General features: G+C 63.3%; 24 protein-coding genes and 1 tRNA gene. 9 read left to right on the top strand and 16 right to left on the bottom strand.

Going from position 1 to position 26332, the window contains the following annotated elements; genetic code table 11:
• The first annotated feature begins 414 nt into the window (after positions 1–414).
• Positions 415–1923 carry an IS21 family transposase gene (gene istA, locus FFS30_RS20345; protein ID WP_171014761.1) on the top strand — a complete coding sequence of 503 codons (1509 nt, stop codon included), beginning with the start codon at positions 415–417 and terminating at the stop codon, positions 1921–1923.
• Positions 1917–2633 (top strand): ATP-binding protein, encoded by a 717-nt coding sequence (locus FFS30_RS20340; RefSeq protein WP_137915038.1) that lies wholly within the window; start codon positions 1917–1919, stop codon positions 2631–2633. The genes istA and FFS30_RS20340 overlap by 7 nt, the downstream gene beginning before the upstream one ends.
• Positions 2634–3210: 577 nt before the next feature.
• Here the strand turns inward: FFS30_RS20340 and FFS30_RS20335 are convergent.
• The gene (locus FFS30_RS20335) at positions 3211–4353 is read right to left on the bottom strand and encodes an MFS transporter (RefSeq protein ID WP_137915212.1); all 1143 of its coding nucleotides are present in this window, start codon (positions 4351–4353) and stop codon (positions 3211–3213) included.
• A gap of 251 nt (positions 4354–4604) precedes the next feature.
• Here FFS30_RS20335 and FFS30_RS24475 point away from each other — a divergent pair, with 251 nt between their 5' ends.
• On the top strand, positions 4605–5399 hold the full coding sequence (locus tag FFS30_RS24475; RefSeq protein ID WP_137915037.1) for a DeoR/GlpR family DNA-binding transcription regulator: 795 nt from the start codon (positions 4605–4607) through the stop codon (positions 5397–5399).
• A gap of 122 nt (positions 5400–5521) precedes the next feature.
• On the opposite strand, the gene FFS30_RS24470 is transcribed toward FFS30_RS24475, so the two are convergent.
• A complete protein-coding gene (locus tag FFS30_RS24470) occupies positions 5522–7414 on the bottom strand; it encodes a hypothetical protein (RefSeq protein ID WP_283235234.1) in 1893 nt (630 codons plus the stop codon).
• A gap of 62 nt (positions 7415–7476) precedes the next feature.
• Complete coding sequence (locus FFS30_RS20320; protein ID WP_137915036.1) at positions 7477–7869, bottom strand: hypothetical protein; 393 nt, start codon at positions 7867–7869, stop codon at positions 7477–7479.
• A 741-nt stretch (positions 7870–8610) separates the two neighbouring features.
• Here FFS30_RS20320 and FFS30_RS20315 point away from each other — a divergent pair.
• Entirely contained in the window at positions 8611–8931 is a 321-nt protein-coding gene (locus tag FFS30_RS20315) for an H-NS histone family protein (RefSeq protein ID WP_137915035.1), read from the top strand.
• Between the two features lie 271 nt (positions 8932–9202).
• On the opposite strand, the gene FFS30_RS20310 is transcribed toward FFS30_RS20315, so the two are convergent.
• Positions 9203–9287 (bottom strand) — tRNA-Leu (locus tag FFS30_RS20310).
• Between the two features lie 212 nt (positions 9288–9499).
• Between FFS30_RS20310 and rnr the strand changes: the two genes are divergently transcribed.
• From rnr to FFS30_RS20290, 4 genes are all read left to right on the top strand, one after another.
• Entirely contained in the window at positions 9500–12001 is a 2502-nt protein-coding gene (gene rnr / locus FFS30_RS20305) for a ribonuclease R (protein ID WP_137915034.1), read from the top strand.
• A complete protein-coding gene (rlmB, locus tag FFS30_RS20300; RefSeq protein WP_137915033.1) occupies positions 11998–12735 on the top strand; it encodes a 23S rRNA (guanosine(2251)-2'-O)-methyltransferase RlmB in 738 nt (245 codons plus the stop codon). The genes rnr and rlmB overlap by 4 nt, the downstream gene beginning before the upstream one ends.
• Positions 12736–12826: 91 nt before the next feature.
• Positions 12827–13075 (top strand): hypothetical protein, encoded by a 249-nt coding sequence (locus FFS30_RS20295; RefSeq protein ID WP_249352566.1) that lies wholly within the window; start codon positions 12827–12829, stop codon positions 13073–13075.
• 38 nt (positions 13076–13113) lie between these two features.
• A complete protein-coding gene (locus tag FFS30_RS20290; protein WP_137915032.1) occupies positions 13114–13629 on the top strand; it encodes a DUF1697 domain-containing protein in 516 nt (171 codons plus the stop codon).
• Between the two features lie 36 nt (positions 13630–13665).
• Here the strand turns inward: FFS30_RS20290 and cysK are convergent, their stop codons facing one another.
• The 3 genes from cysK to FFS30_RS20275 form a co-directional block, all read right to left on the bottom strand.
• The gene (gene cysK, locus FFS30_RS20285) at positions 13666–14604 is read right to left on the bottom strand and encodes a cysteine synthase A (RefSeq protein ID WP_137915031.1); all 939 of its coding nucleotides are present in this window, start codon (positions 14602–14604) and stop codon (positions 13666–13668) included.
• Between the two features lie 210 nt (positions 14605–14814).
• Entirely contained in the window at positions 14815–15675 is an 861-nt protein-coding gene (locus tag FFS30_RS20280) for a sterol desaturase family protein (RefSeq protein WP_137915030.1), read from the bottom strand.
• Positions 15676–15725: 50 nt separating this feature from the next.
• Positions 15726–16883 (bottom strand): acyltransferase, encoded by a 1158-nt coding sequence (locus FFS30_RS20275; protein ID WP_171014760.1) that lies wholly within the window; start codon positions 16881–16883, stop codon positions 15726–15728.
• 133 nt (positions 16884–17016) lie between these two features.
• Between FFS30_RS20275 and FFS30_RS20270 the strand changes: the two genes are divergently transcribed.
• Positions 17017–18117 carry an acyltransferase gene (locus tag FFS30_RS20270; RefSeq protein ID WP_171014759.1) on the top strand — a complete coding sequence of 367 codons (1101 nt, stop codon included), beginning with the start codon at positions 17017–17019 and terminating at the stop codon, positions 18115–18117.
• 12 nt (positions 18118–18129) lie between these two features.
• On the opposite strand, the gene FFS30_RS20265 is transcribed toward FFS30_RS20270, so the two are convergent.
• From FFS30_RS20265 to FFS30_RS20225, 9 genes are all read right to left on the bottom strand, one after another.
• The gene (locus FFS30_RS20265; RefSeq protein ID WP_137915027.1) at positions 18130–20352 is read right to left on the bottom strand and encodes a prolyl oligopeptidase family serine peptidase; all 2223 of its coding nucleotides are present in this window, start codon (positions 20350–20352) and stop codon (positions 18130–18132) included.
• Between the two features lie 78 nt (positions 20353–20430).
• A complete protein-coding gene (locus FFS30_RS20260) occupies positions 20431–20712 on the bottom strand; it encodes a zinc ribbon domain-containing protein (protein WP_137915026.1) in 282 nt (93 codons plus the stop codon).
• Between the two features lie 149 nt (positions 20713–20861).
• Positions 20862–21884 (bottom strand): YXWGXW repeat-containing protein, encoded by a 1023-nt coding sequence (locus FFS30_RS20255; RefSeq protein ID WP_137915025.1) that lies wholly within the window; start codon positions 21882–21884, stop codon positions 20862–20864.
• Between the two features lie 127 nt (positions 21885–22011).
• Positions 22012–22629 carry a ParB-like protein gene (locus tag FFS30_RS20250; RefSeq protein WP_137915024.1) on the bottom strand — a complete coding sequence of 206 codons (618 nt, stop codon included), beginning with the start codon at positions 22627–22629 and terminating at the stop codon, positions 22012–22014.
• A gap of 52 nt (positions 22630–22681) precedes the next feature.
• A complete protein-coding gene (gene rnt, locus FFS30_RS20245) occupies positions 22682–23314 on the bottom strand; it encodes a ribonuclease T (protein WP_137915023.1) in 633 nt (210 codons plus the stop codon).
• Positions 23315–23384: 70 nt separating this feature from the next.
• Positions 23385–23849: a hypothetical protein gene (locus FFS30_RS20240; protein WP_137915022.1), complete on the bottom strand. Its 465-nt coding sequence runs from the start codon at positions 23847–23849 to the stop codon at positions 23385–23387.
• Positions 23850–23856: 7 nt separating this feature from the next.
• On the bottom strand, positions 23857–24510 hold the full coding sequence (locus FFS30_RS20235) for a DoxX family protein (RefSeq protein WP_137915021.1): 654 nt from the start codon (positions 24508–24510) through the stop codon (positions 23857–23859).
• Positions 24511–24626: 116 nt separating this feature from the next.
• Complete coding sequence (locus tag FFS30_RS20230; RefSeq protein ID WP_137915020.1) at positions 24627–25391, bottom strand: putative DNA-binding domain-containing protein; 765 nt, start codon at positions 25389–25391, stop codon at positions 24627–24629.
• A gap of 34 nt (positions 25392–25425) precedes the next feature.
• Entirely contained in the window at positions 25426–26328 is a 903-nt protein-coding gene (locus FFS30_RS20225; RefSeq protein WP_137915019.1) for a DUF692 domain-containing protein, read from the bottom strand.
• Positions 26329–26332: the final 4 nt, after the last annotated feature.

Genomic DNA, 26332 nt, shown 5'->3' with positions numbered 1-26332 from the left:
TGCCCCTGTGGAAGCCGCAGCGCGCTTGGGTTTTTGGAGGTTCCTTTTCGGCGGCCTTACGAAAATCCATCTCTGACGCCGTTTTGCGAAGGGCCGTTCTCCACAAACGGCGCTCCAAAGTCAATTCGCCATAGGGCTGTTTCCGCCTAAAAATCGGGGCCTTGACGGCGCCCGGTCTGCGGCTAAGGTGAGGCCCGTTTTCGCCTCAGGAGACCGCCCGCCCAGGACGCGACCGCCCCGATTCTTCCCCCCAAAACGACGAAAGGCCCGGGATCGAGACCCGGGCCTTTCGATGATGCTGCGGACTGTAGACGCACCGCGGCGCCATTCTGGTTCATCCCCCCTTTTTGTCAAGCGGCCCGCTGGGCGGCTCGGGCGGGTGTGTGCTCCGCGTCTTGCTTGAGGAGCTTTACCGTGAATCATCCCTTATTGTTTGACCTGGTTCGTCTGGCCGCATCCGACTTGTCCGCGCGGCTGGTTTCCACCTCCCTGGCTGTATCCAAAACGACCGTGGGCCGATACCGCCGCCGGATTCGGGAACGCGGCTACACGTGGGAGGCCCTGCGCCATCTGCCGGCCTCGGCGCTGAGCGCCTGTTTCCGCCAGCCCCGGCCGCTCGCGCGCAAACCTCTGCCGGATTTCGCTGCCCTGGTGCCGCAGTTGGAGGAACCCGGCGTGACCGGCCGCCTGCTCTGGGAGGAATATGCACAGGCGCGCCCGGAGGCGGAACGGTTGTCCTATGCCCAGTTTCTGCGGCGGCTCAACCAGGCCGCCTACGGGCAGCCGCGCGGCCTGAGTCTGCGCCAGCACCACCTGCCCGGCGATCGCGTCTACGTGGACTTTTCCGGCCGGCGGCTGTGCTATCAGGACCGGGAAACCGGAGAGCGGGTGCCCATCGAAATCTTCGTAGCGGTCTTGCCCGCATCGAACTACATCTTTGCCTGCGGCTGCGCCAGCCAAAGCGTGCCGGATTTTCTCGACGCCCATGTCCGCATGCTGGCGTTCTTCGGTGGGGCTCCGCGCATGCTGGTCCCCGACAACCTGAAGGCGGCCGTCACCAAGGCAGGACGCGACCCGACGATCCAGCGCAACTATCTGGATTTCGCCCGGCACTACGGCATGGCCGTGCTGCCCGCGCGCCCCGGCCACCCCCGCGACAAAGGGGCGGTAGAGGGTGCCGTCTTGATGGTCCAGCGGCAGATTTTGGCCCGGTTGCGCCGCCGCGTGTTTTTCTCGCTGGCCGAAGCCAACGCGGCGGTCGCCGAACTCTTGACCCGGCTCAATGAGCGTCCGTTCCAGAAGCGCGCCGGGACTCGGCGGGCGGTGTTCGAGGCCACCGAGCGGGCGGCACTGGTGCCGTTGCCCGCCACACCGTTCGCCTATGCGTCCTGGGGCGGCGCGCAGACCGTGCCGCCGGACTACCACGTCTGCGTGGGTAAGCACTACTACAGTGTGCCGCACACCTGGGCGGGAAAACCCGTCGAGCCGTGCCGGGTGGCGGACCGCGTGCGGTTGTTCTGCGAGGGCCAGTGTGTGGCCGATCATGCGGCGAGTACGGTGCGCGGCGGGCGCACGACCGACATCGCCCATCTGCCCGAATCCCATCGGTCCCAAGTCGGCCAGTCGCCGGCCACCTTGCTGGCCTGGGCGGACACCATCGGCCCCGCCACCCGGTCGCTGGCCGCCCACCATTTCGCCCAGGAGATCCCGCTTCAGGGCATGCCCGCAGTCCAAAGCATGCGGGGCTTGGCCCACCGGCATGGGGCGGTGACGCTGGAGCGGGCGGCCGCGCAAGCCCTCGCGCAACGCAGCCGGTCGATCGGGGCGTTGCGGGCGATCGTGGCCGCACTCGATCCGCCCGTCCGCCCCGCGCTGCGCGGTCCGGAGTTCTACCGCCAGGCGGCGGGGGAGGCGGTATGTTGACCGGAACGCAAGCCGATCGCCTGCGCCGTCTGCGTTTGTCGGACATGGCCCAGGCCTGGACCCACCTGTCGCCCGAGGTGGCCGCGCCCGGAGAGGCCACCCTTCACGTGTTGCTGGAGGCCCAGGAGCAGGGCCGGCAGGGCCGACGTCTGGCGCGGGCCTGTCTCCGGGCCCGATTGCCGCAGGCGGCCTGCCTGGAGGAGACCGGCACCGGCGGGGGATTGTCCCCCACGGTGCTGGACGGCTGGAAATCCGGCACGTGGCTCACTCAGGGGCACCACATGCTGTTTACGGGCCCCGTCCGCACGGGAAAAACCTGGCTGTTGTGCGCCCTGGGGAACCAGGCCCTGCGGGCGGGCCGGCGCGTGCGGTATGCCACGCTGCGGGGCCTGGTGGAGGAGCGGCAGGCAGCGCGGGACCGGAAAGCAGAGCCGGCGTTCTGGAAGGAGTGGACGCGGCAGGATGTGCTGATCGTGGATGATTTCGCCTTGACCCCGTTGGACGCGGAAGCGTTGAACCTGATGCTGGCCGTGCTCACTCAACGGCCGAAAAAAGCCAGAGCACAATCCCTGCTCGTCGCCTCTCCGTTGCCGGTGCCCGAATGGTATGAGCGGTGTGCCGATGCGGTTCTGCTGGAACACCTGGCCGATCGGCTGGTGGCTCGTTCCCAGCGTCTGGAACTGAGCGGGGTTCGTTCGCCCCGCTCTTGACCCCGAAGCCCCGGCCGCCCCGACCTGAGACAAGGCCCGCCTAGGCGGGCCTTTTGCTTGGGCGACCGGACTCCTGGAGTGCGAGGCCCGGTTCTTCCTCATGCGAGAAGGGGGAACATTTCTATGAGATTAGGCACCTGACGAAAACCCGGAAGGTGGCCGGGGCGTCGCACAGGGGTGACCGGCTGCCGCATTGAAGCAGACCGGCCCCCTCCTTGCGCCCTCCGGGCGCGGGCGGGCACTTCGTGCCCCTGGGGCGCGCGTCCGGCGCGCCCGAAGCACCGGCTGCGCCGGCAGGGGTTCGGCAGGAACGGAAGAAGACGGGCGGGCTGTGGTAGGCTCTGCGCTTGGACCACTACCTTGGATCATCGACCGGTAGGGTTCGACGCGAAGGAAGCCCGGCGGATGGGGAGTGGGAGAGAGTGCATACGAATCCCTCTCTCTCCGCCAGAATTGCAAGAAGGATAAAAAATGGGCCGAATGGCCCATTTTTGTTTTCTACGGCATACCTAAAGCGTCAGCTCGCCTGCGTCGAGATAGCTTGCTCAACGCGGGAAGCCGACATCTGCGACTTTGCTCAGACTTTGAGCCAGCGCATCGACAGGGCCACGCCGAGCATGGCGACGGCCACGCCGACGAACGCAGTCACGAGGCTCGTGGCCTGCGCGACGAAACCGATCAGCGCAGGCCCCGCCAGAACTCCGGCGTAGCCCAAGGTCGTGATCGCCGGGATGGCGATATTTTCCGGCATGGTTTTTTGCTGGCCTGCCAGCGAGAACATGGCCGGCACGATGTTGGCGCAGCCCAGACCGACCAGGACGTAGCCGAACAACGCCGCCTCCCACTGCGTTACCAAGGTGGCGATCAAAAACCCCGTTGACGCCAGAACTCCGCCGAGGACAACCGCAAGCAGGCGTCCGAGGCGCTGGACCAAGCGATCGCCGAAGAGGCGCGTAATCGTCATCGTCAGCGAGAACACGACGAATCCGATGCCGGTGCGCGACGCGTCCACGCCGCGAACCTCGTGCAGAAACACGGCGCTCCAATCGAGCATCGATCCTTCGGCGAGGAAGGTGACGAAGCAAAGCATGCCGATAAAGATGACCACGCCCTTGGGCAGCGCAAGAGCAGGGACGTCCTGGGACACTCGATCGGCGCGCCAGTACTTCGACGCCGAAACCAACACGACCAAGATACCTGCGACGATCGGCAGGTACGACGCCCAGGGCCCAACGCCGGCGCTCAGCAGGGCCGTTATCCCCATGGCGCCGACAAAACCGCCGATGCTGTAGAAGGCGTGGAAGCCGGACATCATGGCCTTGCCGCTATCGCGCTCGACCATGACCGCCTGCATGTTCATGGTGCAGTCCATCGCACCCACACCCATGCCGAAAAGAAACAGCACTGCGCCGAGCGACCAGGGCGAAGCGGCGATGGTGAGTAGCGGCAGCGTCGCGCAAATCAGCAGCGCGGTCGCTACGAGTACTTTGCGGCAGCCTTCGCGTGAGGTTATGACCCCGGCAAGCGGCATCGCCAGCAATGAACCGGTGCCGAGGCACAGAAGAACCAAGCCGAGAGCGGCATCGTCGAGGCCGGCACTTGCCTTGGCGAATGGCACGATGGGCGCCCAGGCAGCCAGGGCAAAGCCGGGGACGAAAAAGGCGGCGCGCGTTGCATGCTGCTGAGCGCGGAGAGAAGTTGTGGCGGATTGGGCAGACATATCGGAAATCAAAAAAGGGAGGGTTGCGCACAGATGTCGGACGAATGCGTCAAAGGAGGCGTCGATCTCATGGGCTCGAAAATCAGTTCTGATTTTCTGCACGATTGTTCGTGATATTGTGAAATGTATGCCGAATCATGCATTAATTTCAATATAAATGCGCAATTTAATGCAAAATATCGCAAGAATGCGCTCAAACGCGTACAATGCTGCAAACTGGTAGACACATCTCCGCATAGGAGCGGCGCCATATGAGTACCTCGGCCGAAACGCTTCCGCAGGAACGCCAACAAGCCATCTTGGATCGGCTACGCGAACATGGCCGCGTGACGGCGACCGAACTTGCCGCGTTGTTCGGAGTGTCCGAGGACTCCATCCGACGCGATCTGCATAAGCTGGCCGCGCAGGGGGTGTGCCGCCGCGTCTACGGCGGCGCCTTGCTGCCGACACCCGCGTTCGCGCCGCTCCCGCAACGCCGCGAAGAAAACTCGGCACGCAAGCAAGCGCTTGCGCGTGCTGCGGTCAAGTTGGTGCGGCCGGGCCAAGTGCTGCTGCTCGATGCCGGCTCTACCAACTACGCTATCGCGACCGCGTTGCCAGAAAGGCAGCAATTGACCGTGGTGACCAACGCCCCGGACATCGCCCAATGCCTGATGGCACGCGAAGGATTCGAGATCCTCATGATCGGCGGCCGCATGGAACCCCGCATCGGCGCCGTGATCGGCGCGCAGGCGTTGGAGCAGCTTCGACGCCTGCGAGCAGATCTGTGTTTCCCGGGCGCCTGCGCCGTCGATGCGGAATACGGATTATGGGCAACGGACAGCGAGGAAGCGCTGTTCAAACGAAGAATGATCGAAGTCAGCAGCGAGACCGCCGTGGTCGTCACCACCGACAAACTGGGCGCGCTGTCCGCCTACCAGGTTGTCGAACTCGACGCGATCAGCCACATCGTTGTCGAAAAAGATGTAGCCGCGGCGCAGATCGAGGCATTTCGCGCGCGCGAGATTCAAATGCACGAGGCCGATCCGACCGCTGGTTCGCCGTGATCACAGACACTGAGTGATCTGATATTGCAACTGCGCCAGGGCACAGTTCATCGGTACGCGCCGGCAAAAGAAAAGCCCCCGATTCGGGGGCTTTTGCATGCGAAGCGAGAGCCGAACGTGCCTTAGAGGAAGAAGTTTTCCGGGCTGCTCACAATCGTCGTCAAGATATAGCCGTTGGAACCACCGGTCGCGGTGACCGTTGTGCTGCCGCCATTGCCGCCATTGCCGCCGCTGCTGCCACCGCCAAACGCGGGAGTAGTGCCGGTGCCACCGCTGGCGCTACCTGCCGATCCGCCGTTGACCTGCACGCTGCCGCCGACGACTGGCGTAGACGGCGAGAAGAAGTGCACGACACCGCCGCCACCGCCACCGCCGCCAAGCGCGTTGTTGCCTGCCGAACTGAAGCCGTTCGCGCCCGTACCGCCGTTGGCGAGAATGGTGCCGTTGACGGTGATGCTGGTCTTGCCGGCGATCGCGACAAAGCCACCAGCGCCGCCGCCAGCGCCGCCCACCGTGCCGGTTCCGGTCGCCGCGACACCGTTTTGACCATTGACGTTGATGGCGCCCGCGGCACCGAGCGTGTAGATACCACCGCATAGCATCGAGACCGAACCACCGCCGGCCGAGCCGCTGGTGACCGACGTCGAACGCGCGCCACTACCGCCGCCGAGAATGGATTTCGAGATCTGCCCAGCTTGAGACACATTCGATCCGATGCCGCCGAACGGTGAGCCCGGGATGGCCGAGCCGATACCGAGGGTCGCCGTGCCGTTGTTGCTGGTCTGCGCACCGTTCAACACGACGATGGTGCCGTTGATTGTGCAATTGCCGGTCGCGCGCAGCACCATCCCACTTGGCACGATCAGGGTAGCGCCGGCATTAATGTTGATCGTCGTGAACTGGAAGTTGTAATTCGACAAAAGCTGGCTGAAGTCGGTGATGCCGCTGACGGTCAGCGCGCCGGCAGAGCCGTCCCCGTAAACGGCACCCGAACCCGAAACGCCTGCGGGTCCTTGCGGACCCTGCGGGCCGACTTGGCCCGTCGTACCCTGCGCGCCGGTTGCTCCAGTAGGACCGGTTGCCCCGGCCGAGCCTGCCGTTCCAACGGGTCCCGTCGCACCGGTTGCGCCAATCGTGCCCGCCGGACCCGCTGCACCCGTTTGCCCGACCGCGCCCGTCGCACCGGTTGCTCCCTGTTGCGCCAGAACACTCCATACCGTGGGGTTGGAGTCGGGCGCATTATTGAAATTGTTCGTCGCTGCAACGTAGCTCGATCCGTTATGGGACACGACATCGTTCATTGCGTAGCCCGTTGCGCTATTCCACACGCCTTGATAGACCAAGCCGGCCGCGCCTGTTGCACCTGTCGTACCCGTTGCGCCTGTGGGTCCAGTGACACCTTGAATGCCCTGAATACCCTGTGGCCCGGTCGGACCGGTCGCTCCGGCTGCGCCATTGGGTCCGGTCGGGCCAGTAGGGCCGACGCTGCCGGTTCCGCCGGCGCCCGTCGGCCCGGCAGGACCGGTTGCACCGATCGGCCCTGTTGCGCCGGTCGGACCAACGCTGCCGGTTCCGCCCGCTCCGGTCGGTCCCACGGGCCCGGTTGCACCGATCGGTCCTGTTGCACCGATCGGTCCCGTGGCGCCGGTCGCACCTGTCGCTCCTGCGCCGGTTGCACCTGTCGGACCGGTCGATCCGGCGGGACCGGTAGCGCCGGTCGGACCGGCAGGCCCGTTACCCGCTCCCGTGCCGGGAACACAGGGGCCTAGCGTTCCGGTCGCCGAGTTGAAGCAGACCAATGCGCCTTGCTGAGCCGCACCGCCGAGACCGGGCAGGATCAGATTGCCGCTTGCATCGATACGAAAACGGACTGCATTGCCGCTGCTGTCCTTGACGACGAAACCGCCGCCGCTCGGCGGCGTGACTGCGACATCCTGTGCGGACGCGTTGGCAAAGGTCAAAGCAGCGGTGATGGCAAGCGTCAACATCGAAGGGCGTTGGAATAGGGCAGTCATCGTAAGTTCTCCGGTATTCGGCGAGGCAAGGAAGAAACCGTTAGGTCGGTGGATGCTGTGAACTAAGCGTGCAGTCGGGGCATACGGTCGCGATGCCGTAGGCCATTGAGCGGTGCCAGGCAATCCGACAGCGCGGGCATAGCCATCGGCTTGGAAATGACCGCGGCGAACGAGCCGAGCGCGTTGTCGCTGCCGCCCTCGTCAGTCAAGTTCGGTGGGAATTGCTCATCGGTCGCGTGTGTGTTCGGCGTGCCGACGAAATCGATGCTGCGCGCGCAGCCAATGCAGTTGCCGCCGACATCGACCAAGCCGCTTGGCGAGATCGAAATATCGACTGCGTGGACAGCGTGCTGTCCCGCCAGTGGCATCGAGACTGCTGCGAAAACGGCGGTTTGGGCACGAGCAATCGCGCACACGAAAAAGAGCACGCAAAGGCTCGCGCGCCAGATATGCATTTGAATCCCCCTGGAAGCTAACGCATCGTTGACCCGCCGCATCATAACGATTCCGACAGAAATTGCGAGCGGCAAGCGCGCAGTAGTGCGGCACGATTCACGCGAGTAGGTGGTATGGCAATAGGCGTGCCGGGCTCGGCGGCAGCCGCCACGTTGAGTTTATGTGGTGGGCAGAGTGGGGGCCTCAGGCTGTAGAGAGCAACGGTAATTCATTATGTGGAACTGCATGAAATTAAACCGGAGGCTCACTACGAGTCAGTACCGCAGGCGAGTCGGCAGTTCAAACGATTTCCGCAAACTCCGAACAGCACCTAGGAGCAACGTGTTCCCCTAAACCGAAAGCATCTTGAACTGGTTGATGAAGACGAGCGGCGCCTATTGGGCTGCTTAATCAGGGCGTGCATATGGAAAGCTGCGCAGTATTTTCTCAATCGTCTATTAAATATCCGTTGGCGAGCCGTTTATTTTTAGATGAAAAATTTCCGGTGCCATCGGTTGTCTGTTTCAGGCGCGTGCAAGAACGGCAGTAACCGTCCGTTCGGACGGATCGCAGATGCCGACATAAATCATTGATCACGAATCCAAATTCAGTCCCCTGTGTTGTAAAAAATTCACTGCCTGTTGTTATGAAAGAATGGATTTGGGGAAAAATAAGCATACTGCTTCATTTAGTGTGACGCTCACACTTGTGCCCTCGACCCATAGTTTGGAGATTTATCTCTCGGAAAGACGGAGGACCTTATGGCAATTGATCTGAAATCTCTCAATCACAAGCAGCTTGCCGAGCTTATCGAGAAAGCAGAACAGAGAAAATTGGAGGTTGCAAGGGAGAGCATTGCAAAAGCGCGAGAGAAAATTCTCGCATTGCTCAAAGCGGAAGGGCTCACTCTGGACGAGTTGTTTGGCAGCGCCCGCAAAGGGAAGGTGAGACGGCCAGCTGCGCTGAAGTATCGCAATCCTGCCGATGCCTCGCAGACATGGTCGGGGCGCGGAAAGCGCCCGCGCTGGTTCCTGGCGGCCATCAAAGCCGGCAAGAAAGAACAGGATTTGTTGATCAAGTGACGGAGAGTGCGGGCTCAGCCCGCATTTTCGGTGGCAGCATCGAGAAGAAGGACAGGCCGCGTGCGTCTAGCGACGGGACGCCCAGGTCTGACTCGCGCTTGCAATGACAAGTGGCGAGGGCAAGCGCGGCAACGTATCCACGCGGATTTCGTGCAATGCGACGGAAGCTTCCTGGTAGTGCTGAGAGATGCGCCAGAAAACAAAAAACCCGCATGAGAGCGGGCTTTCGAGAGAGCTTCCAGATGTCGTTGGACTGCTCTGGACTGACTGTTGGTGCCCAGGAGAGGACTCGAACCTCCACGGTTTTACCCGCTAGTACCTGAAACTAGTGCGTCTACCAATTCCGCCACCTGGGCTAGGTGCGCTCGCGGGCTTTGCCCTGCGAGGGCCGCGCAAGATACCGCTCCTCCGCGCGGGTGTCAACGTTCGGCCTATAATGGCGGCCATATTTCTTTCGTTCCCGGCGAAGATCGCCCGCTTGGCGGGTGAACGCAGCGCCACGGAACTTGTTTCAACCACCGCTTCGCGTCCGGGCCGAGCCCGGCGAAGCCAGATCTAAGAGAATCTTTTGAAGAAGAAAAATCCTGCCGCGGCAAAACGCGGCACAACGAATACAAAGTTGCCCGGTTGGCTGCCTGATGTGGCCAGCGCCGGGCCGTCCGCGAGTCGCGGCAAAAAAACGGCATCGAAGCGCCCCGGGTTTCTGCCCGAGTTTCCTCCTGTGCAAGTGAACAAGCCCACGTCGGAAAAAGCGCCGAAGCGCGGCGCCGTTGCGCTCGCGAAACCCGACCGTCCGGCGCCGCCGAAACTGCCGGCGAAGAAGTCGCCGAAAGCCCGGACGGCCGCCGATCCGCATATCGAGCGCGAGGCGCAGCGCTACGAATTCCCGATACCGAGCCGCGAGGCGATTCTCGCGTTTCTCGGCGAGCATGGTCAGCTGCTCACCGCGGAAAATCTCGCGCGCGGGCTGGGACTGAAGCATCCGCGCGATGTCGAGGCGCTGACCAAGCGCCTCGCCGCCATGCTGCGCGACGGGCAATTGCTGCAGAACCGTCGCGGTGCCTACGGCGTTGCCTCCAAGCTCGACCTGATTCCGGGGTCGGTGATCGCGAATGCCGAGGGTTTTGGTTTCCTGCGTCCCGATGCTGGCGGCGACGACATCTATATTTCGCCGGCGGAGATGCGCAAGGTGCTGCACGGCGACCGCGCCCTGATCAGCATCGTCGGCGTCGACCGGCGCGGGCGCAAGCAGGGCGCCATCTGCGAAGTGCTGGAACGGCGCGTGACGCGTCTGGTCGGTCGCATCGTGATCGAGAACGGCATTGTCGTCGTCGCGCCGGACGATCGGCGCATGCACCAGGACATTTTGATTCCGCCCGGCAAGGATCGCGGTGCGCGCTCCGGCCAGATTGTCGTCGCCGAGATCACCCAGCCGCCGACCGCGCAGCGTGGTCCGATCGGCGAAGTGGTCAGCGTGCTCGGCGAGCGGCTGACGCCCTCGATCATCGTCGAGATGGCGATCGCTGGCCACGGCCTGCCGTCGGAGTTCCCCGACAAGACGCTGCGCGAAGCCGCGCAGGTCGAACCGCAGGTCGCCAAGGAAGAGATCAAGGGCAGGGTGGATTTGCGCAAGCTGCCGTTGGTGACCATCGACGGTGAAGACGCGCGCGACTTCGACGACGCGGTCTATGCCGAGAAGACTCCGGGCGGATTCCGCCTCGTCGTGGCGATTGCCGACGTGTCGCATTACGTGCGCCCCGGCACCGCGCTCGACGACGAAGCGCAGAAACGCTCGACGTCGGTGTATTTCCCGGGCTATGTCGTGCCGATGCTGCCCGAGACGTTGTCGAACGGCATCTGCTCACTCAATCCGAAGGTCGAGCGACTGTGCATGGTTTGCGATATGCAGGTCGGCTATTCGGGTGAGGTGGCGAAAGCGAAGTTCTATCAGGCGATCATGCGTTCGCATGCGCGCCTGACCTACACGCGCGTCTGGCAAGCGCTCGGCGAGAAAGACGCAGATGCACGCGCCGAGCTGGCCGATCTGCTGCCGCAGCTTGAGACCCTGCATCAGCTCTATCAAATACTCGCCAAGGCGCGCGAACGCCGCGGTGCAATTGATTTCGAAAGTACCGAGGTGAAGTTCCGTCTCGCCGCGTCGGGCGAGGTGGTGCAGCTCGGCGCCGAGCCGCGCAACGATGCACACAAGCTCATCGAAGAGTGCATGATCGCGGCGAACGTTGAAGCGGCGAAGTTCCTCGACCAAGCCAAGGTGCCCGCGTTGTTTCGCGTGCATGCGCCGCCGCCCGAGTCGAAGTACGAGGATCTGCAGGAGTTCCTGCTCGAGTTCGGCCTGCGCATGCCGCCGCACGCCGAGGTCGAGCCGAAGGATTTCTCGAACCTGCTCAAGCAGATCAAGAAGCGCCCCGATGCGGGCCTGATCCAGTCGGTGTTGCTGCGCTCGCAGTCGCTTGCGGTCTACAGCCCGCAGGACTCGGGGCATTTCGGCCTCGCGCTGGAACACTACGCGCATTTCACTTCGCCGATCCGGCGCTACCCCGATCTGCTCGTGCATCGGGCGATCCGCCATGCGCTTGCACACGGCAAGGCCAAGGACTACACATACAGCGCGAACGACATAACCAGCCTCGGCACGCATTGCTCGCACAACGAGCGCCGCGCCGACGAAGCCGAGCGCGACGTCGATGAACGCTACAAGTGCGCGTGGATGGAAAAACATGTCGGCAGCGAGTTCGACGGCATCGTCTCCGGCGTTACTTCGTTCGGCCTGTTCGTCGAGCTGACCGAATCGCAGGTGTCGGGCCTGGTGCACATCACGCAGCTGCCGAACGACTACTATCATTTCGATCCGGTACGGCATCTGCTCGGCGGCGAGCGGCGCGGCCTGCAGTTCCGTCTCGGCGACGCAGTGCGCGTCCAGGTGCTGCGCGCAAGCATGGAGGATCGCAAGATCGATTTCAGGCTGGTGCAGAAGCAGGAAACGAAAGCGCCCGATGTCGCAGTCGAAACGCGCGATTCGGTCAAACCCGGGAAGAAGAAACGCAAATGAGCGGTGAACTTTTGTTCGGCATCCATTCGATCGATGCCGCGTTGAGCAATGATCCGAAGAACATCCTCGAACTCTATTTCGAGTCCGACAGCAGCAATGCGCGCATCAAGGAGCTCTCGGAGAAGGCGCGCGAACTCGGCTTGAAGCCGCACGCGCGTCCGCGCGAAGCGCTCGATCGCATGACCGGCGGCGCGCGCCATCAAGGCGCGGTCGCACGCTACCGCGCACCGCCGCCGCGGACCGAGAGCGAACTGTACGAGCTCGTGGAAAAGGCACAGAAGGACACCTTGATCCTCGTGCTCGACGGCGTGACCGATCCGCACAATCTCGGCGCCTGCCTGCGCAGCGCGGAAGCGGCCGCCGTCACCGCGGTCGTCGTGCCGAAGGACCGCGCTGCGGGCATCACGCCGACTGTGCGTCGTGCGTCGAGTGGCGCGGCCGATCGTGTCGCCTTCTTTGCCGTGACCAATCTCGCGCGCACGCTCAAGGCGCTCAAGGAACAAGGCGTCTGGCTGGTCGGCCTGGCGGGCGAATCGGCGCAGGATTTCTATAAGCTCGACCTGAAAGGCCCGCTCGGCATCGTTATGGGCAGCGAAGGCGAGGGCATGCGTAGGTTGACGAGCGAGGCTTGCGATTTTTTGGCGAAGATTCCGATGAAGGGTGGGGTGGAAAGCCTCAACGTCTCGGTCGCGACCGGCGTGGCCTTGTTCGAGGCCTTGCGCCAGCGTTCGTAGCAATCCGATTCATCGAGCTTGATGCTCGATCTTTTGCCCACGCGGAAATCGGGCGCGATGTATCGCGTCCTGGCCAAATGAGGAGCACAAAATGCAGTGGCACGATTGGGTGGGAATGTTCGGCGTCGTCGTCACCTTGACCGCCTTCTTCCTGTTGCAGGCCGGAAAACTGCACGGCACCGGTTTCATCTATCAGGCGATGAATGCCGTCGGCGCCGCAGCCGTGGTGTTGTCGCTGATCTACAATTTCAACTTGTCGGCGTTCATCGTCGAAACCGTATGGGTCGCAATCAGCATCTACGGCATGGTGCGCGGCTGGCGCATGCGGCAGATGGAGTGAGCGGCTGCATCGCGTCCGAGCCCGCTTAGGAGATTTCGATGCCTCGTTATGTAGCCTTCCTGCGCGGCGTAAGCCCGATGAACGCCAAGATGCCGGAGCTGAAAAGCTGCTTCGAGAACGCGGGCTTCGGCGCGGTCAAAACCCTGCTTTCCAGCGGCAACGTGGCGTTCGACGCGCGTGCCGGATCCGAAGCCGCCTTGGCCCGCAGGATCGAGGCGGCGATGGCGAAGAATCTCGACCGGACGTTCCGCACGATCGTCCGATCGAGCATTGCTCTGCGCGAGTTGATCGAAGCCGACCCCTATGCAGCCTTCCGCTTGCCGGCGAATGCGAAACGGGTGGTGACGTTCCTGCGTGCGCCGCTCGCGTCACCTCCGGCCTTGCCTGCGGAGGTGCGGGGTGCTCGCATCTTGAAGATCGGCGCGGAGGAAATCTTCACCGCCTATGTCCCGCAGGCGGGCAATCCCGTCTTCATGAACTTGATCGAAAAAACTTTCGGCACCGAACTGACGACGCGCACCTGGGAAACGGTGAAGAAGTGCGCGGCAGCGTGAAGGCTGCCGTGCGGTCGCGAGATCGATGCGCGGTCGTTACGCTTCGTCCGAGCCTTCGTTGACGCCCTCGAACAGGAAGGTCGAAAGATAGCGCTCGCCCGTGTCGGGCAGCATGGCGAGAATCACGTCGCCCTGCTTCGCCTGCTTGGCGACTTCGAGCGCCGCAGCGAAAGTGCCGCCGGAGGAAATGCCGCAGAAGATGCCTTCGCTCTTGGCCAGCGCGCGCGCGGTGTCGCGTGCAAGCACTTCGTCGACCGGCAGAATCTGGTGAGCGACGTTCTTGTTGAGTACGGCCGGAACGAAGTCCGGCGTCCAGCCCTGAATCTTGTGCGGCTTCCACTCCTGGCCCGAGACGAGTGCGGCGGTCGCCGGCTCGGTCAGCACGATCTTGGTGTCCGGTCGCGCGAGGCGGATGATTTCGCCCGCGCCGGTCGCGGTGCCGCCTGTGCCCCAGCCCGTGACGAACCAGTCGAGCCGCTTGCCGGCAAAATCCTGGATGATTTCCGCGCCGGTGGTATTGCGATGGAACGAGGGATTGGCTTCGTTCTCGAACTGGCGGGCGAGGAAGGCGCCGTGCTTCTCGGCGTATTCGCGCGCCGCGGCGACCATGCCGCTTCCGCGTGCCGCGGCCGGCGTCAGGATCACCTTGGCGCCGAACGCACGCATCAGCTTGCGCCGTTCGACGGAGAAAGTTTCGGTCATGAAGGCAACGAATGGATAACCTCTGGCCGCGCAGACCATCGCGAGCGCGACGCCGGTATTGCCGCTCGTTGCCTCGACCACGGTCTGGCCCGGCTTGAGCGTGCCCTTGGCTTCGGCATCGAGGATGATCGCAAGGGCGAGGCGGTCTTTGACGCTGCCGCCCGGGTTGAACGCTTCGACTTTGACGTACATCTCCACCCCGGCCGGTGCCAGGCGGTTGATGCGCACGATCGGCGTGCGGCCTACGGTGTCGAGAATGCTGTTGTAGATCATGGCCGAACCTCGGTGTGATATTCCGTCGGAGTATAAGACCGGCACACGATCGATGCCCGCGGACTGAAGGTAGTCGCGGTGATTTCAACATGAAAATATTTCACATGCTTGCCGGGCCATTCGATTCCGGCCGCTTAGCGTCGAGCGCGCAAACATATGCATGTGCCCGCTCCGGAGCGGGATGCCCGCTTGCGAAAGCGGAGCCTGCGCTCAGGTTGCGGTGTGGTCGGTCGTATCGTCGCGGGTCTTTTTCGCGAACAGCCCGACGATTCGGCGGTACCAGTCGGTGAATGGGGCGGTGCTGGCGCGCAGCAGCCCGTTGAGATTTTCGCCGGTGTCGAGGCCGGTCGTCGGATACTCGCCACGCTTGGGTTTGCAGAAAGTGCCGAACACGATGTCGAACACCGGGAAGAACGCCGCGTAGTTGCGGTCGTGGTGCTCGGGCAGATTGGAATGGTGCAGCCGATGCGCCTGCGGTCCGTTCACGATCGTGGTCAGTGGACCGAGCGGCAGGCGCAGATTCATATGGATGAAGTAGCCCCAAAGCAGGAACAGGCTCCAGAGCCAGCCTATCGTCACCGGCTTCTGCTTGAACAGAAGACCGATCGGCAGCCAGATAAAGAAGACGCGAAACGCTTCCTCAAGCCAATGATGGCGATTCCCCGTAGTGATGTTGAGCGAGTATTCGGAGTGATGAATCTTGTGCATCGACCAGAACCACGGCCACTCATGCTGGAAGCGGTGGAACCAGTAGTAGAAGAAATCGAGGATAAAGAAGAAGCAGACGGTCTGGCCCAACTGGCCGAGGAAACTGTCCGGAAACGAAATCGGAATGGCCAGCGCATAACGATCGGTCAGCGGCTTGATCAGTTCGCTGAGCGGCGGCACGAGCAGGTTGGTCATTAGCAGGAACAGCGCGGTGTACGCGATGTTGAAGCCGATCGCCTGCAGCGGCTGCGCTTTTTCCGCCGAGAACAGGGTTTCGATGGCGATGCCGACGCAGTAAATCAGGCAGACGTATTGAAATATCGTCCACGTATTGGTCAAGGCATCGAGAAGGTATTGCGGCATAGTGAAACGTCACACGGTCTGAAGCGGTTCATCGGCGGAAGCCAAGGCTTTCACGGATGCTCGGCTGTGGGTCTGTAAGGCTGCTCGGCTTGGGCTTGTGCCGCCGGCTTTTCTTGGTTAAGCGACTTGAATTCACTGCCGCCGAGTATCCGATCGCGCCAGCGCAATACGGGCTTCTCGAACAAGGTGTAGTTCGCCCACGCCCATATCAGCGCAAACACGACGAACAACACGAACTCGACGCTACTGCCGAGCCAGCCGAATTTCTGCGGAACCAGCGCCTGCATGATGCGCATTACCGCCAAGTGGGTCAAATACCAGGAATACGACCAGACCGCGATGCGGTTGCAGACCAAGCGTACGACGGCCGGAGCGCGATTGCCGTCGAGGTTGGAGACATAGGGCAGCATCATGGCGAAACCGGCACCGTTGAGGGCGAACGGCGCGACGCGCGCGAGCACACTCGTATTTTCGTTGCTGTAGTGGAAAAGCAGCGCCGCGATCACGACGAGTGCCACGCCGCCGAGGGCGAGGCGCCAGCGCAAGTCCGTCGAAGGCTTCGCATAGCGCAGCCACTGCACCGCGAAGACGCCATAAAGGATCGCATCGCCGCGCGCCAGAACGATCTTCTTCACTCCATCGTCCCACTGCGGGTTCGTGTATACCACCCATAGCGTGCGCATGACGATCGAGAGAAAGATCACCGTGGCACAGATCCGCAGCGTGCGTTGCGGTTTGCTCGGGTCGAATGCGGTGGCGACGAGCAGCAACGGGGCGCAGAGGTAGAACGCCTCTTCGAGCGCAAGACTCCACGATTCCGGGAAGAACGGCGACTGTATCCACGCCAGGTTCTGCACGAAAACCAGGTATTTCGGCCATTGCGGCACGGGTCCCTGCGTCCATAACCAGATGGCGACGTTGATCAGCAGGAACAGATAGTAGTTCGGCAAGGTGCGGATCCAGCGACGCATCCAGAACCGGCGTACCCAGCCGGGGCCGGAGCCGGCCATGTCGAGCAGAATCCAGCCGATCAGGAATCCGCTGAGGACGAAGAACGTGTCCATCGCCATCGAACCGAGATACCAGACATCGCGCTGGTCGGGCCAGAGGTGATAGAACCAGAAGCTGCCGTGGACGATGACCATGACGCAGATGCTCGCCGTCGTTCGCATCAGATCGAGGCCGAAATTGCGTGTGCCGCCGCTCATGGTATTTCGTGCTGGGTTGCGCAGCGATCGCCGGAATGTACACGCGGAAAATGCGGCTTGGCGTCGATCTGCAGCTTGGTGGAATGTCGCATCAGAAGTCCGGGGTTTGCTGGCCGAAGTGTACAATAGCGTGATGATTCGCGAGCGCGTTTTCGGCCTCGACCTGTTGCGTGCGCTGGCCGTGCTGCTGGTGCTCGGAGGCCATGCCACCTTCATGTTCCTGCCGCTGACTTCCGCGCTCGACGGCTGGTGGCTGGCGGGCCAGCTCGGCGTGGAACTCTTTTTCGTGCTGAGTGGATTCCTGATCGGCGGCATCCTCATCGACGAGTTCCGCAGCGGCCGTTTCCGATTGAAGCGTTTCTGGACCCGGCGCTGGCTGCGCACGCTGCCGAACTACTTTCTTTTCCTTGCGCTCAACATCGTGCTCTATCGAGCGGTACACGAGGACTGGCCGCAGTTCGCCGCGTATCTGGTTTTCATGCAGAACTTCGCCTGGCCGCATCCTCAATTGTTCCCTGAGGCGTGGAGCCTGTCGGTCGAGGAATTGTTCTATCTCATCGCACCGCTGGTCGTACTCGCGCTGGGCCGCAGCGTGCGCTGGCGCGGCAGTCTCGTTGCTTGGCTTCTGCTCGCGATCGCCTTCATCAGCGCGATCCGCATCGGCTACGTGCTGTGGTACGACCCGTCTTGGGACGCGGGCGTGCGCAAGGTTGCGCTGGTTCGCCTGGATGCCTTTATTTATGGCGTGATCGCTGTCTGGTTCTATGCGGTCCGCGGCATGTCGATGCGCAGCTGCCGACTCATCGCCATTGCAGGTTTTTTCGGTATCGCCGTCTCTGCGCTGGCCTATCTTCTGCTGCCGCGTGACGACAATTTCTTCGCCCGGACTTTCCTGTTCAATCTGGTCTCCGCGAGTCTCGCGGCTCTGCTGCCGTTTGCTGCCGGCTGGCACGGTCCGCAACTGCCGCAGTCGCTGCGCTCGTGCGTGCGCCGAGTTGCGCTGTGGTCCTACTCGCTATACCTGTGCCAGCTCGGCGTGATGCGTTGCATGATGGAATTCTCGCCGTGGAAATGGTCGACACCGGCGCAATGTGCTCTGGCCGCCGTGATTTTCGTCGTCGTGGCGATAGGCTGCGCCGCGTTCGTCTACCATTTTTTCGAGCTGCCGATTCTGCGCTGGCGAGACCGCATCACCGGGCGCTCGATTGCGACCGACACGATGCGCCCCGCCTGATCGCATTTCGGCTCAGCGCGCGAGGCCCATCGCGCTGAGAATGAAGGCGTAGACATCGGCCGCCTCGTCGATCTGCATCGCGGTCGGCTTGCCCTGGCCGTGGCCGGCGCGCGTCTCGATGCGGATCAGTTTGGGCTTGCCTTGCAGATTTGCCGCCTGCATCGCTGCGGCGAATTTGAAACTGTGCGCGGGGAAGACGCGGTCGTCGTGGTCGCCGGTCAGAATCAGGGTTGCCGGGTAATCGGTGCCCGGCTTGACGTTGTGCAGCGGCGAGTAAGCGTAGAGCGCCTTGAACTCGTCGGCGTTGTCGACCGAGCCATAGTCCGATTCCCAGGCCTTGCCGATGGTGAAGTCGCGGAAGCGCAGCATATCGAGCACGCCGACCTGCGCGATCGCCGCGGCAAACAGCTCGGGTCTTTGCAACTCGGTCGCGGCGACGAGCAGGCCGCCGTTCGAGCCGCCGCGGATCGCGAGCTTGGCCGGCGCCGTATACTTCTGCTTGACCAGGAACTCGGCCGCGGCGATGAAATCGTCGAACACGTTCTGCTTGTGCGTCTTGATTCCGGCCTCGTGCCAGTCGCGGCCGTATTCGCCGCCGCCGCGCAGGTTGGCGACCGCATAGACGCCGCCGAGGTCGAGCCACGCGGCGACAGCCGCGGAGTAGGATGGCTGCAGCGGAATGTTGAAGCCGCCGTAGCCGTAGAGGATCGTCGGGTTGTTGCCGTCCAGCGCCAGGTTTTTCTTTGAAGTCACGAACACCGGCACGCGCGTGCCGTCGCGGCTCGTTGCGAATACCTGTTTAGTCTCGTACCTGCTGGGGTCGAACGCGGTTTTCGGCGCGCGCCATACGCCGCCGCTCGCGGCGCTCAGGTCGTAACGGTAGATCGCGGTTGGCGCGGTGAAGCTGGAAAAAGTATAGAAAGCCACCTGATCACGCGGCCGGCCGCTGAATCCCGCCGCCGCGCCCAGGCCCGGTAGAGCGATTTCGCCGAGCGAGCTGCCCTTGAGATCGAACAGGCGCACGGCGCTGTGCGCGTCCTGCATATAAGTGGCGACGAAGCTGCGGTTGACGATGCGCGCGTTCTGCAAGGTCTCCTTGCCCTGCGGCACGATTTCCTTCCAGTTCGCCTTGGCCGGATTGCCGGTGTCGATGCCGACGATGCGGTAGCGTGGCGCGTCGGCGTCGGTGAGGAAGTAGAGCGTGCCCTTGCTGTTGCCGAGAAATTCGTAGGCGGCGTTCCAATCGCCGATCAGTGTTTCCACCGGCGTGATCACCGACGGGCTCTTGACCTTCCGCGTCTGCATATTGCGCACGTTGGGCCCCGGCGCGCTGACTTGCGACACGACTTTCTTTTCGCCTTTCTGCCGATACGGCTTGGCGAGGTCGCGATAAAGCACGAGGTTCTTCGGCTCGGTGCTGCGGTTTACGCTGATCACCAGCCAGCGGCCGTCGTCACTGACCTCGGCCTGGAAGCGCCAGTCGGGCTGCTCGGCATTCTCGTAGATCAGCAGGTCTTCGTCCTGGTCTTCGCCGAGACGATGGAAATACAGCTTCTGGAACTTGTTCGCGGCCTTGAGCGCATCGCTTTTCGGCTCATCGTAGCGGCTGTAGAAAAAGCCGGTGCCGTCGCGGCGCCAGCTCGTATTCGAGAATTTCACCCACTTGAGCACGTCCTGGGTCGGCTTGCCCGCGTCGACGTCGAGCACGTGCCATTCCTCCCAATCGGAGCCGCCCGAGGACAGGCCGTAGGCGACGTACTTGCCGTCGTCGCTGACCGACCATTGCTTGAGCGCGATCGTGCCGTCCTTGGACAGGGTGTTCGGATCGAGCAGCGGGCGCGGCGTCGCGTCGAGCGAGTCGGCGACGTAGAGCACCGACTGATTCTGCAGGCCGTCATTGCGCGTGTAGAACCAGCGTTCGCCGTACTTCTGCGGCGCGCCGTAGCGCTCGTAATTCCACAGTTCGGACAGGCGCTGCTTGATGCGGTCGCGGCCGGGGATCGCATCGAGGTAGCCCGAAGTGAGTTTGTTTTCCGCGCTGATCCAGGTGCGCGTTTCGGCGCTATCGAGATTTTCCAGCCAGCGATACGGATCGGCGACTTGCACGCCGTGATACGTGTCGGTCTGTGCGTCCTTTTTAGCTGCGGGGTAAGTGAGTCTGGCCGTATCGGATGCGAACGAGGTCGCGCACATCAGGATTGCGGAAAGAACGCAAAGAGTCGGCAAAAAGCGCATGGCGTTTCCAGGCTGCAAAGTCTTTTGGCCCGTCATTCGTAGGAACGACGGAAGGCAGCGCAGTATACGGAAGACGCGTTAATCGCCGCTGATGTACTTCGGTCCTTTGCCTGCGGTTTTCTCGTAGACGCCTTTGCCGGCACGGCGATACTGGGTGAAGCCTTTCGACTCGACGTTGCTCTCTTTGAGCACGTGTGCATTGCCGATCGCCACGTTCGGCGCGCTGAGCACGCGCCTGACCGGCGCGCCGCATTGCGGGCATGCAGTCAGTTCGGCCTCGTCGAGTTTCTGGCGCAGGTCGAAATGCGCCTCGCAGTAAGCGCAGCCTTGCTCGACGGCGGCGTATTCGTAGATGGGCATGAGGCGTTCGGCAGCGTGATAACGATGGCAGGCAGATGATGGGCCCGGCGTGCGATGAACTCAAGCCGCACGCGGTCCGGCGTGCCGCTGCACAAACGAAGAGGCCGTCGCAAGGACGGCCTCTCGTAGCGGTGTCAGCCGGGTTTCGCTCAGCGATGCTCGGATCTCGCTTCATGGCCCGCGGGTGCACGCGGCGCGGCGCGTTCGGCGTTCGGGTGCGGCGCCTGGTTGACGTGCTGCGGCGGAGCCGAGCGTGCCATCGGTGCCGCGGGATGCGGCGGCGCGCCGTTGTGCTGCGCGTAGTTCGCCTGCGGCGCACCCGGATGCGGGGCCGCGTTGCGCGCGGCGAAATTCGCCTGCGGTCCGGGGCCCGAGCGCGGTGCGTAGTTGGCCGAACGCATCGCCGTCGGATTGCCGCCCGTCGCCGTGTGATTGGCCGAGCGCTCGAAGGCGCCGGGGCGCGCGGTCGCCGCCATTGCCGGAGTGCCGTGGTTCACCGAGGCGCGCATCGCCTGGTTCTGGCTCGCGAGCGTCTGATGGCGCACCTGCTCGGCGATGGCCGGCGTGCGTCTCTCGCCTTCGTAGCGCATTTCTTCCGCGTTCGGCCGCGCGTTGATGCCGCCCGGGCCGTTGTAGCTCACGCGGTTGACGTTGTTGACCACCACAGTCTTGTTGTAGACGTTGGTGATGTTGACGTTGGTGATGTGGTTGACCTCGCGGTTGTAGTAGAAGCCGTGCGGCCCCCAATAACCGCCGGCGTAGCCGACGCCGACGTAGCCGAAACCGTAGTTGATGCCGCCGTAGTAGCCGACGTGCATGCCCCAGTAGCCGGCATGGAAGACGTAGGCGCCGTCGCCCCAGCCCCAGTAGCCCGGCGTCCACAACGCGCCGGTATACGGCGGCATGACCCAGGTGCCGGGCACCCAGTAGTAGCCGCTGACCGGATCGTAGGCCCAGTAGCCCGGCGTCCAGATATAGCCCGGCCCGGGGATCGCCGGCTGCGCGTAGACCGGCAGTACCGGCGGAGCGATGTTGACCGAGACGAATACGCCGGCATGCGCCGCCGGCGCGGTGACGGCGCTGAGCGCGGTCGCGGCGGCGAGAGCGACGAGCGAACGCGCAAGCCAGACGCGCGTGCGCGGAATACGACGAGTGGACCCTGCAACGTTCATGGATTTCTCCGCAAGTGATTGGATGCTGCAACTCCAATAACGCCGACGATGGCGCGGCGCGGACATCGCTGCGGCGGACAGTGCGGGTTTCGTTCAGCTAAGACCGCATGCGGCCGGCAGCGCAGCCTCAGACGATCGGTCCGCACCAGCCGGGCAGGTAGTCGGTGTCTTCGCTCTTGGCGAGCTTGAGCGCCTTGTCGAGCGCCTTGTCGAAATCCGCCTCGATGGCTTTGCGCTTGATCCTGCGGCGCAGGAAGTCGGCCCAGAGGAATTCGCTGAAAGGCGTCGTGTCCTTGGCGAAACCGCCGAGGCGGCGCAGTTCGCCGGCGAGGCTGCGGTAGGGGTCGTCGACCAGATCGATGATCTTCTTCGGCACGTCCTCGTAGCCGCGGCGTCGGCCCTTGGCATCGAACGGGTGCATCCAGCCGCGGTTGTCGAGATTGAACCAGAACGCCTCTTCGTCGAGCCGGCGCAGATCCGCGACCACGGTGACGGCGATGTGCTTGACGCCTTCCTTGTGCAGTGCGAGCGACAGGTGGTGATGATCGATCACGTAGTAGCGCTCATCCAGTCCCCAGATGACCGGGATCAGATGCTTGCCGAGGAACTCCGCCTTCTTGTAGTCGGGATGATCTTTCCAGCTCTTGCGCTTGGCCTCGACCTCGCGCATGCCGACCGTGATCTGGGTCGGGCGCAGGTCGGCGATCGCGACGGGATGCAGGCGCGGCTCTCGCGACAGGGTCATGGTCGAACCTCCGGCAAAGAGAACAGTTTGCGATGCAGAATGTTAGCAATACCTAACGCGTAGCGCAGGCCTCGCTCATCGTCCGCCAGCGGTTGACGATGTCGCAGAACAGCAGCGAGGTGCGCTCGGCGTCGTAGACGGCCGAATGCGCCTCGTTCTCGTTCCACTCGAAGCCGGCCGCCTGCACCGCGCGGCTCAGCACGGTTTGGCCGTAGGCGAGGCCGCCTAGCGTGGCCGTGTCGAAGCAACTGAACAGGTGGAACGGACTGCGCTTGTAGCCGGTGCGGCGGATCGCGGCGTTGAGAAAGCCGAGGTCGAACGAGGCGTTGTGGCCGACGAGCACCGCGCGCGAGCATTCGTACTCGCGCAGGGCGCGGCGGATCGGGCGGAAGATCAGATCGAGCGCTTCGCGCTCCTCGACCGCCGCGCGGAACGGATGAGTCGGGTCGATGCCGGTTATTTCGAGTGCGCGCGGATCGATGTTCGCGCCCGGAAACGGCACGACGTGCGTGGACACGGCCGGATCGGGATGCACGATGCCGGTCTCGTCCATGCGCACGACGACCGCGGCGATCTCGAGCAGCGCGTCGCGCTCGTTGTCGAAACCGCCGGTCTCGACGTCGACGACGACCGGAAGAAAGCCGCGGAAACGCTCGGCGTATTTGATAGTGCTGGTTGCAGACATGGCCGCAGCATACGTGCCCGCGTCGGCGATCTCAATCCGATGGATCGAGGCCTGCAACGAGCGCGAGCGGCTAATGCAAAGCCAGCAACTCCGCCCGCGCCGCGTCGGCGACCGCATCGAGTGCGGATTCGACGGCCTGTTCCGAGTTGCCCTTGCCGCTTTCGAGTTCGCCGGCATTTTCCTTCCATACCGCGAACAGCGTGTCGGCGTGCGCCTGTGTCGCCGGCGACACGAGCGGCGCCATATCGCGGATCAGCGTGGCCTTGCCCCAGCCGGCGATCCAGTTCATCTGCGAGTGATCGCCGCCGTAGTAGCGGTGCTGCGCGAGCTGCTGCAGTTCGCCGCAGGCTTCGAGCAGCTTGAACGATGCTTCGCGCACGTTGCGGTGCGCCTCGGTCGTTTGGTTGCGCCACGTGTTGTAGCTCGTGGCGAACAGGGCGACGGTGAGACTGATCAGGGCCACCGCATTGCGGCGAACCCCTTCGCGCAGCGGATGGCTGCGCGGCGTCGTTGCGTCGGTGGAATGTTCGGACATGGCCGCGTCACGCGCGCGCGAACCGACCGAACAGGCCCAGCGCGATAGCGATAAGCAGCAAGGTCGCGCCGAAAAAGGGAGTCAACAAGAGGAATGGGATCGCCAGAGCGAGACTGGCCAGAGCCCAGGCGTAGGCGTCGGCAACGGGCGGGATATTTTTCCCGGAACGCAAGATGCGCGAGAGCAGGTGATCGAGACTGATCTTGCCCGGGCCGGAAAAAACGATCGGCAGCAACATGACGACGAACAGCAGCGGCAGCTTGAAGTTGCCATGGCCCATGTCGGTGATCGCATAGCCCTTGGCCAGATCGCTCCACATCGAAATCATGTCGGGCCAGTGCACTGCGGCGGTCGCGACGAAGGTCAGTACGATCAGGCTGTAGGCGGCAAAGCGCGTGAACAGGCCGAACAGAAGCAATACCGCGCCGCCAAGTTCGAGATAGGTCGCCAAAGCCCAACTGATGTCAGCGGGGATCGCGCTGAACGGAAACGGGAACTTCGACTGGATATCGGTGAACCAGTTGTCGCCCAAATATTTTTCCGAGCCCGATTCCCAGAATTCCCAGGCCATGATCAGGCGCAGCACGAGCGGTGGCAGCGATTCGCCGACGCCGCGCAGGCGTGCGGTAAGCGATTCCCAGACAGAAATCAGATTGGTCACGGCAGCGTTCCTTGTGTACGAGTTGGGGATTGGACGAAGCCGAACGCCGATCCTTACACGAAAAAACGCCGCCTTGCGTCGTTATCCAAGCCGAGGCAAACGGCAGGCTGTGAAACTCAAAGCCGCGTGCCGAGAATCGCTTCGTGTTCCCGCAGTTCGTGCAGGACGGCTATACCGGCAGGACGCAAGTTCTCGGCGGTGGCAGGATCGTAGCCGGCAAGCAGCGCATCGAGACATTCGGCTCCGCTCGCCGTCTGGTTCTGCTGCAGGCGTTCGATCAGCAGCGCGCTGAGCGCGTTGATCTCGTGGAAGCGCACCATGTCGTCGCGGTTGCGCACAAGCAGGAGCAGGGTCGGCTCGGCGGGGGCTTCGGCGGGACGCCAGTCCGCCGAAATATGGTGTACCGGAAAGCGATAGGCGAGCACACAGGCGAGCGGCGAGATCACGGGAATGCCGACGAGCGGATCGCCCGCGGGATCGTGCGGCACCGCGCCGATATCCGCCTCATCGAGCGACAGTGCGAGTTCCGCCCATTCGTAGTGCGCGAGTTCGAGCAGGAACGGCGGATCGTCGTGTCCCTGCGCCTGCCGCGTTTCCAGCCAGCGCAGGAATTCGCGGCCGAATTCGGGAAACAGCGGCGTATGGCAGCGATGCTCGCGCAGGAATGCGCGGGCGAGGACTTCCCATTCGGCATCGGCGTACAGGCTGCGGATGATCGGAAAGTTCGACGAGATGAAACTCTCCATGTTCGCGTAGACCAGGTCGCGATACACCTCCAGGCGGCGGTCCTCGATCCCGGCCGGCGCGGACGCGCGCGCGGGATCGCGCAGATGCGCGGTGAAGCGGTATTGCAGGGACTGCGTCGCGTTCAGATCGAGCATGGGGATTGTGCGGTTACGGTCGAATGCCGCGCTTTCAGCGCGCGCTGCGCGCGGCGTTTTCCCGGCGCGGCGGTGCAGACGCTGCGGGTGAACGTGGCAGTTGGATGGCGCGAATGTGTTCGAGCTCGCCGAGCAGTTCGGCCAGCGGAGGAAAACGGAAATCGCGTTCGAGCAAGGTCGGCTTCACTCCGCAATGCGCGTAGGCGTGATCGAGCAGATTCCAGACCGGGTCGATCACCGCAGCGGCGTGGCTGTCGACGATCAGGTCGGGCGCTTCGTCATAGTGACCGGCGATGTGCATGTAGGCGACGCGTTCGGCCGGCACCGCATCGATGAACGCCTTCGCGTCGTAGCGGTGATTCACGCTGTTGACGTAGACGTTGTTGACGTCGAGCAGCAGGTCGCAGTCGGCGGCGCGCAGCACGGCGTTGGTGAAATCGATCTCGCTCATTTCCTGGCCCGGCGTGGCGTAGGACGACACGTTCTCGATTGCGATGCGCCGGCCTAGGATGTCCTGCGCCTGACGGATGCGCGCGGCGACATAATCGATCGCGCTTTGCGTGAACGGAATCGGCAGCAGGTCGTAGAGATGACCGTCGTCGGAACAGTACGAAAGGTGTTCGCTGTAAGTGGCGATGCCGTGCTCATCGAGCAGACGGCGGATCTTGTGCAGCAGCGTTTCGTCGAGCGGCGCGGGGCCGCCGAGCGACAGCGACAGGCCGTGACAGACGAAAGGAAATCGCTCCGTGAATGAACGGAACGTCTTGCCGAGCCGGCCGCCGACGTTGATCCAGTTCTCCGGCGCGACCTCGAAGAAATCGATCGCGCCCGCAGCGTCGGCGTCGCGTTCTTGCGCCGCTCGCCAGTCCTGCAGCGGCCCCAGTAGGGACCGCCGCAGGCCGAGTCCGGCGCCATGGATGGCGGCTGGACGAAGCATCGTA

The sequence above is a fragment of the Rudaea sp. 3F27F6 genome (genome assembly GCF_005503555.1).
GTDB lineage: Bacteria > Pseudomonadota > Gammaproteobacteria > Xanthomonadales > Rhodanobacteraceae > Rudaea.
This window is presented reverse-complemented; position numbering and strand designations above follow the sequence as displayed.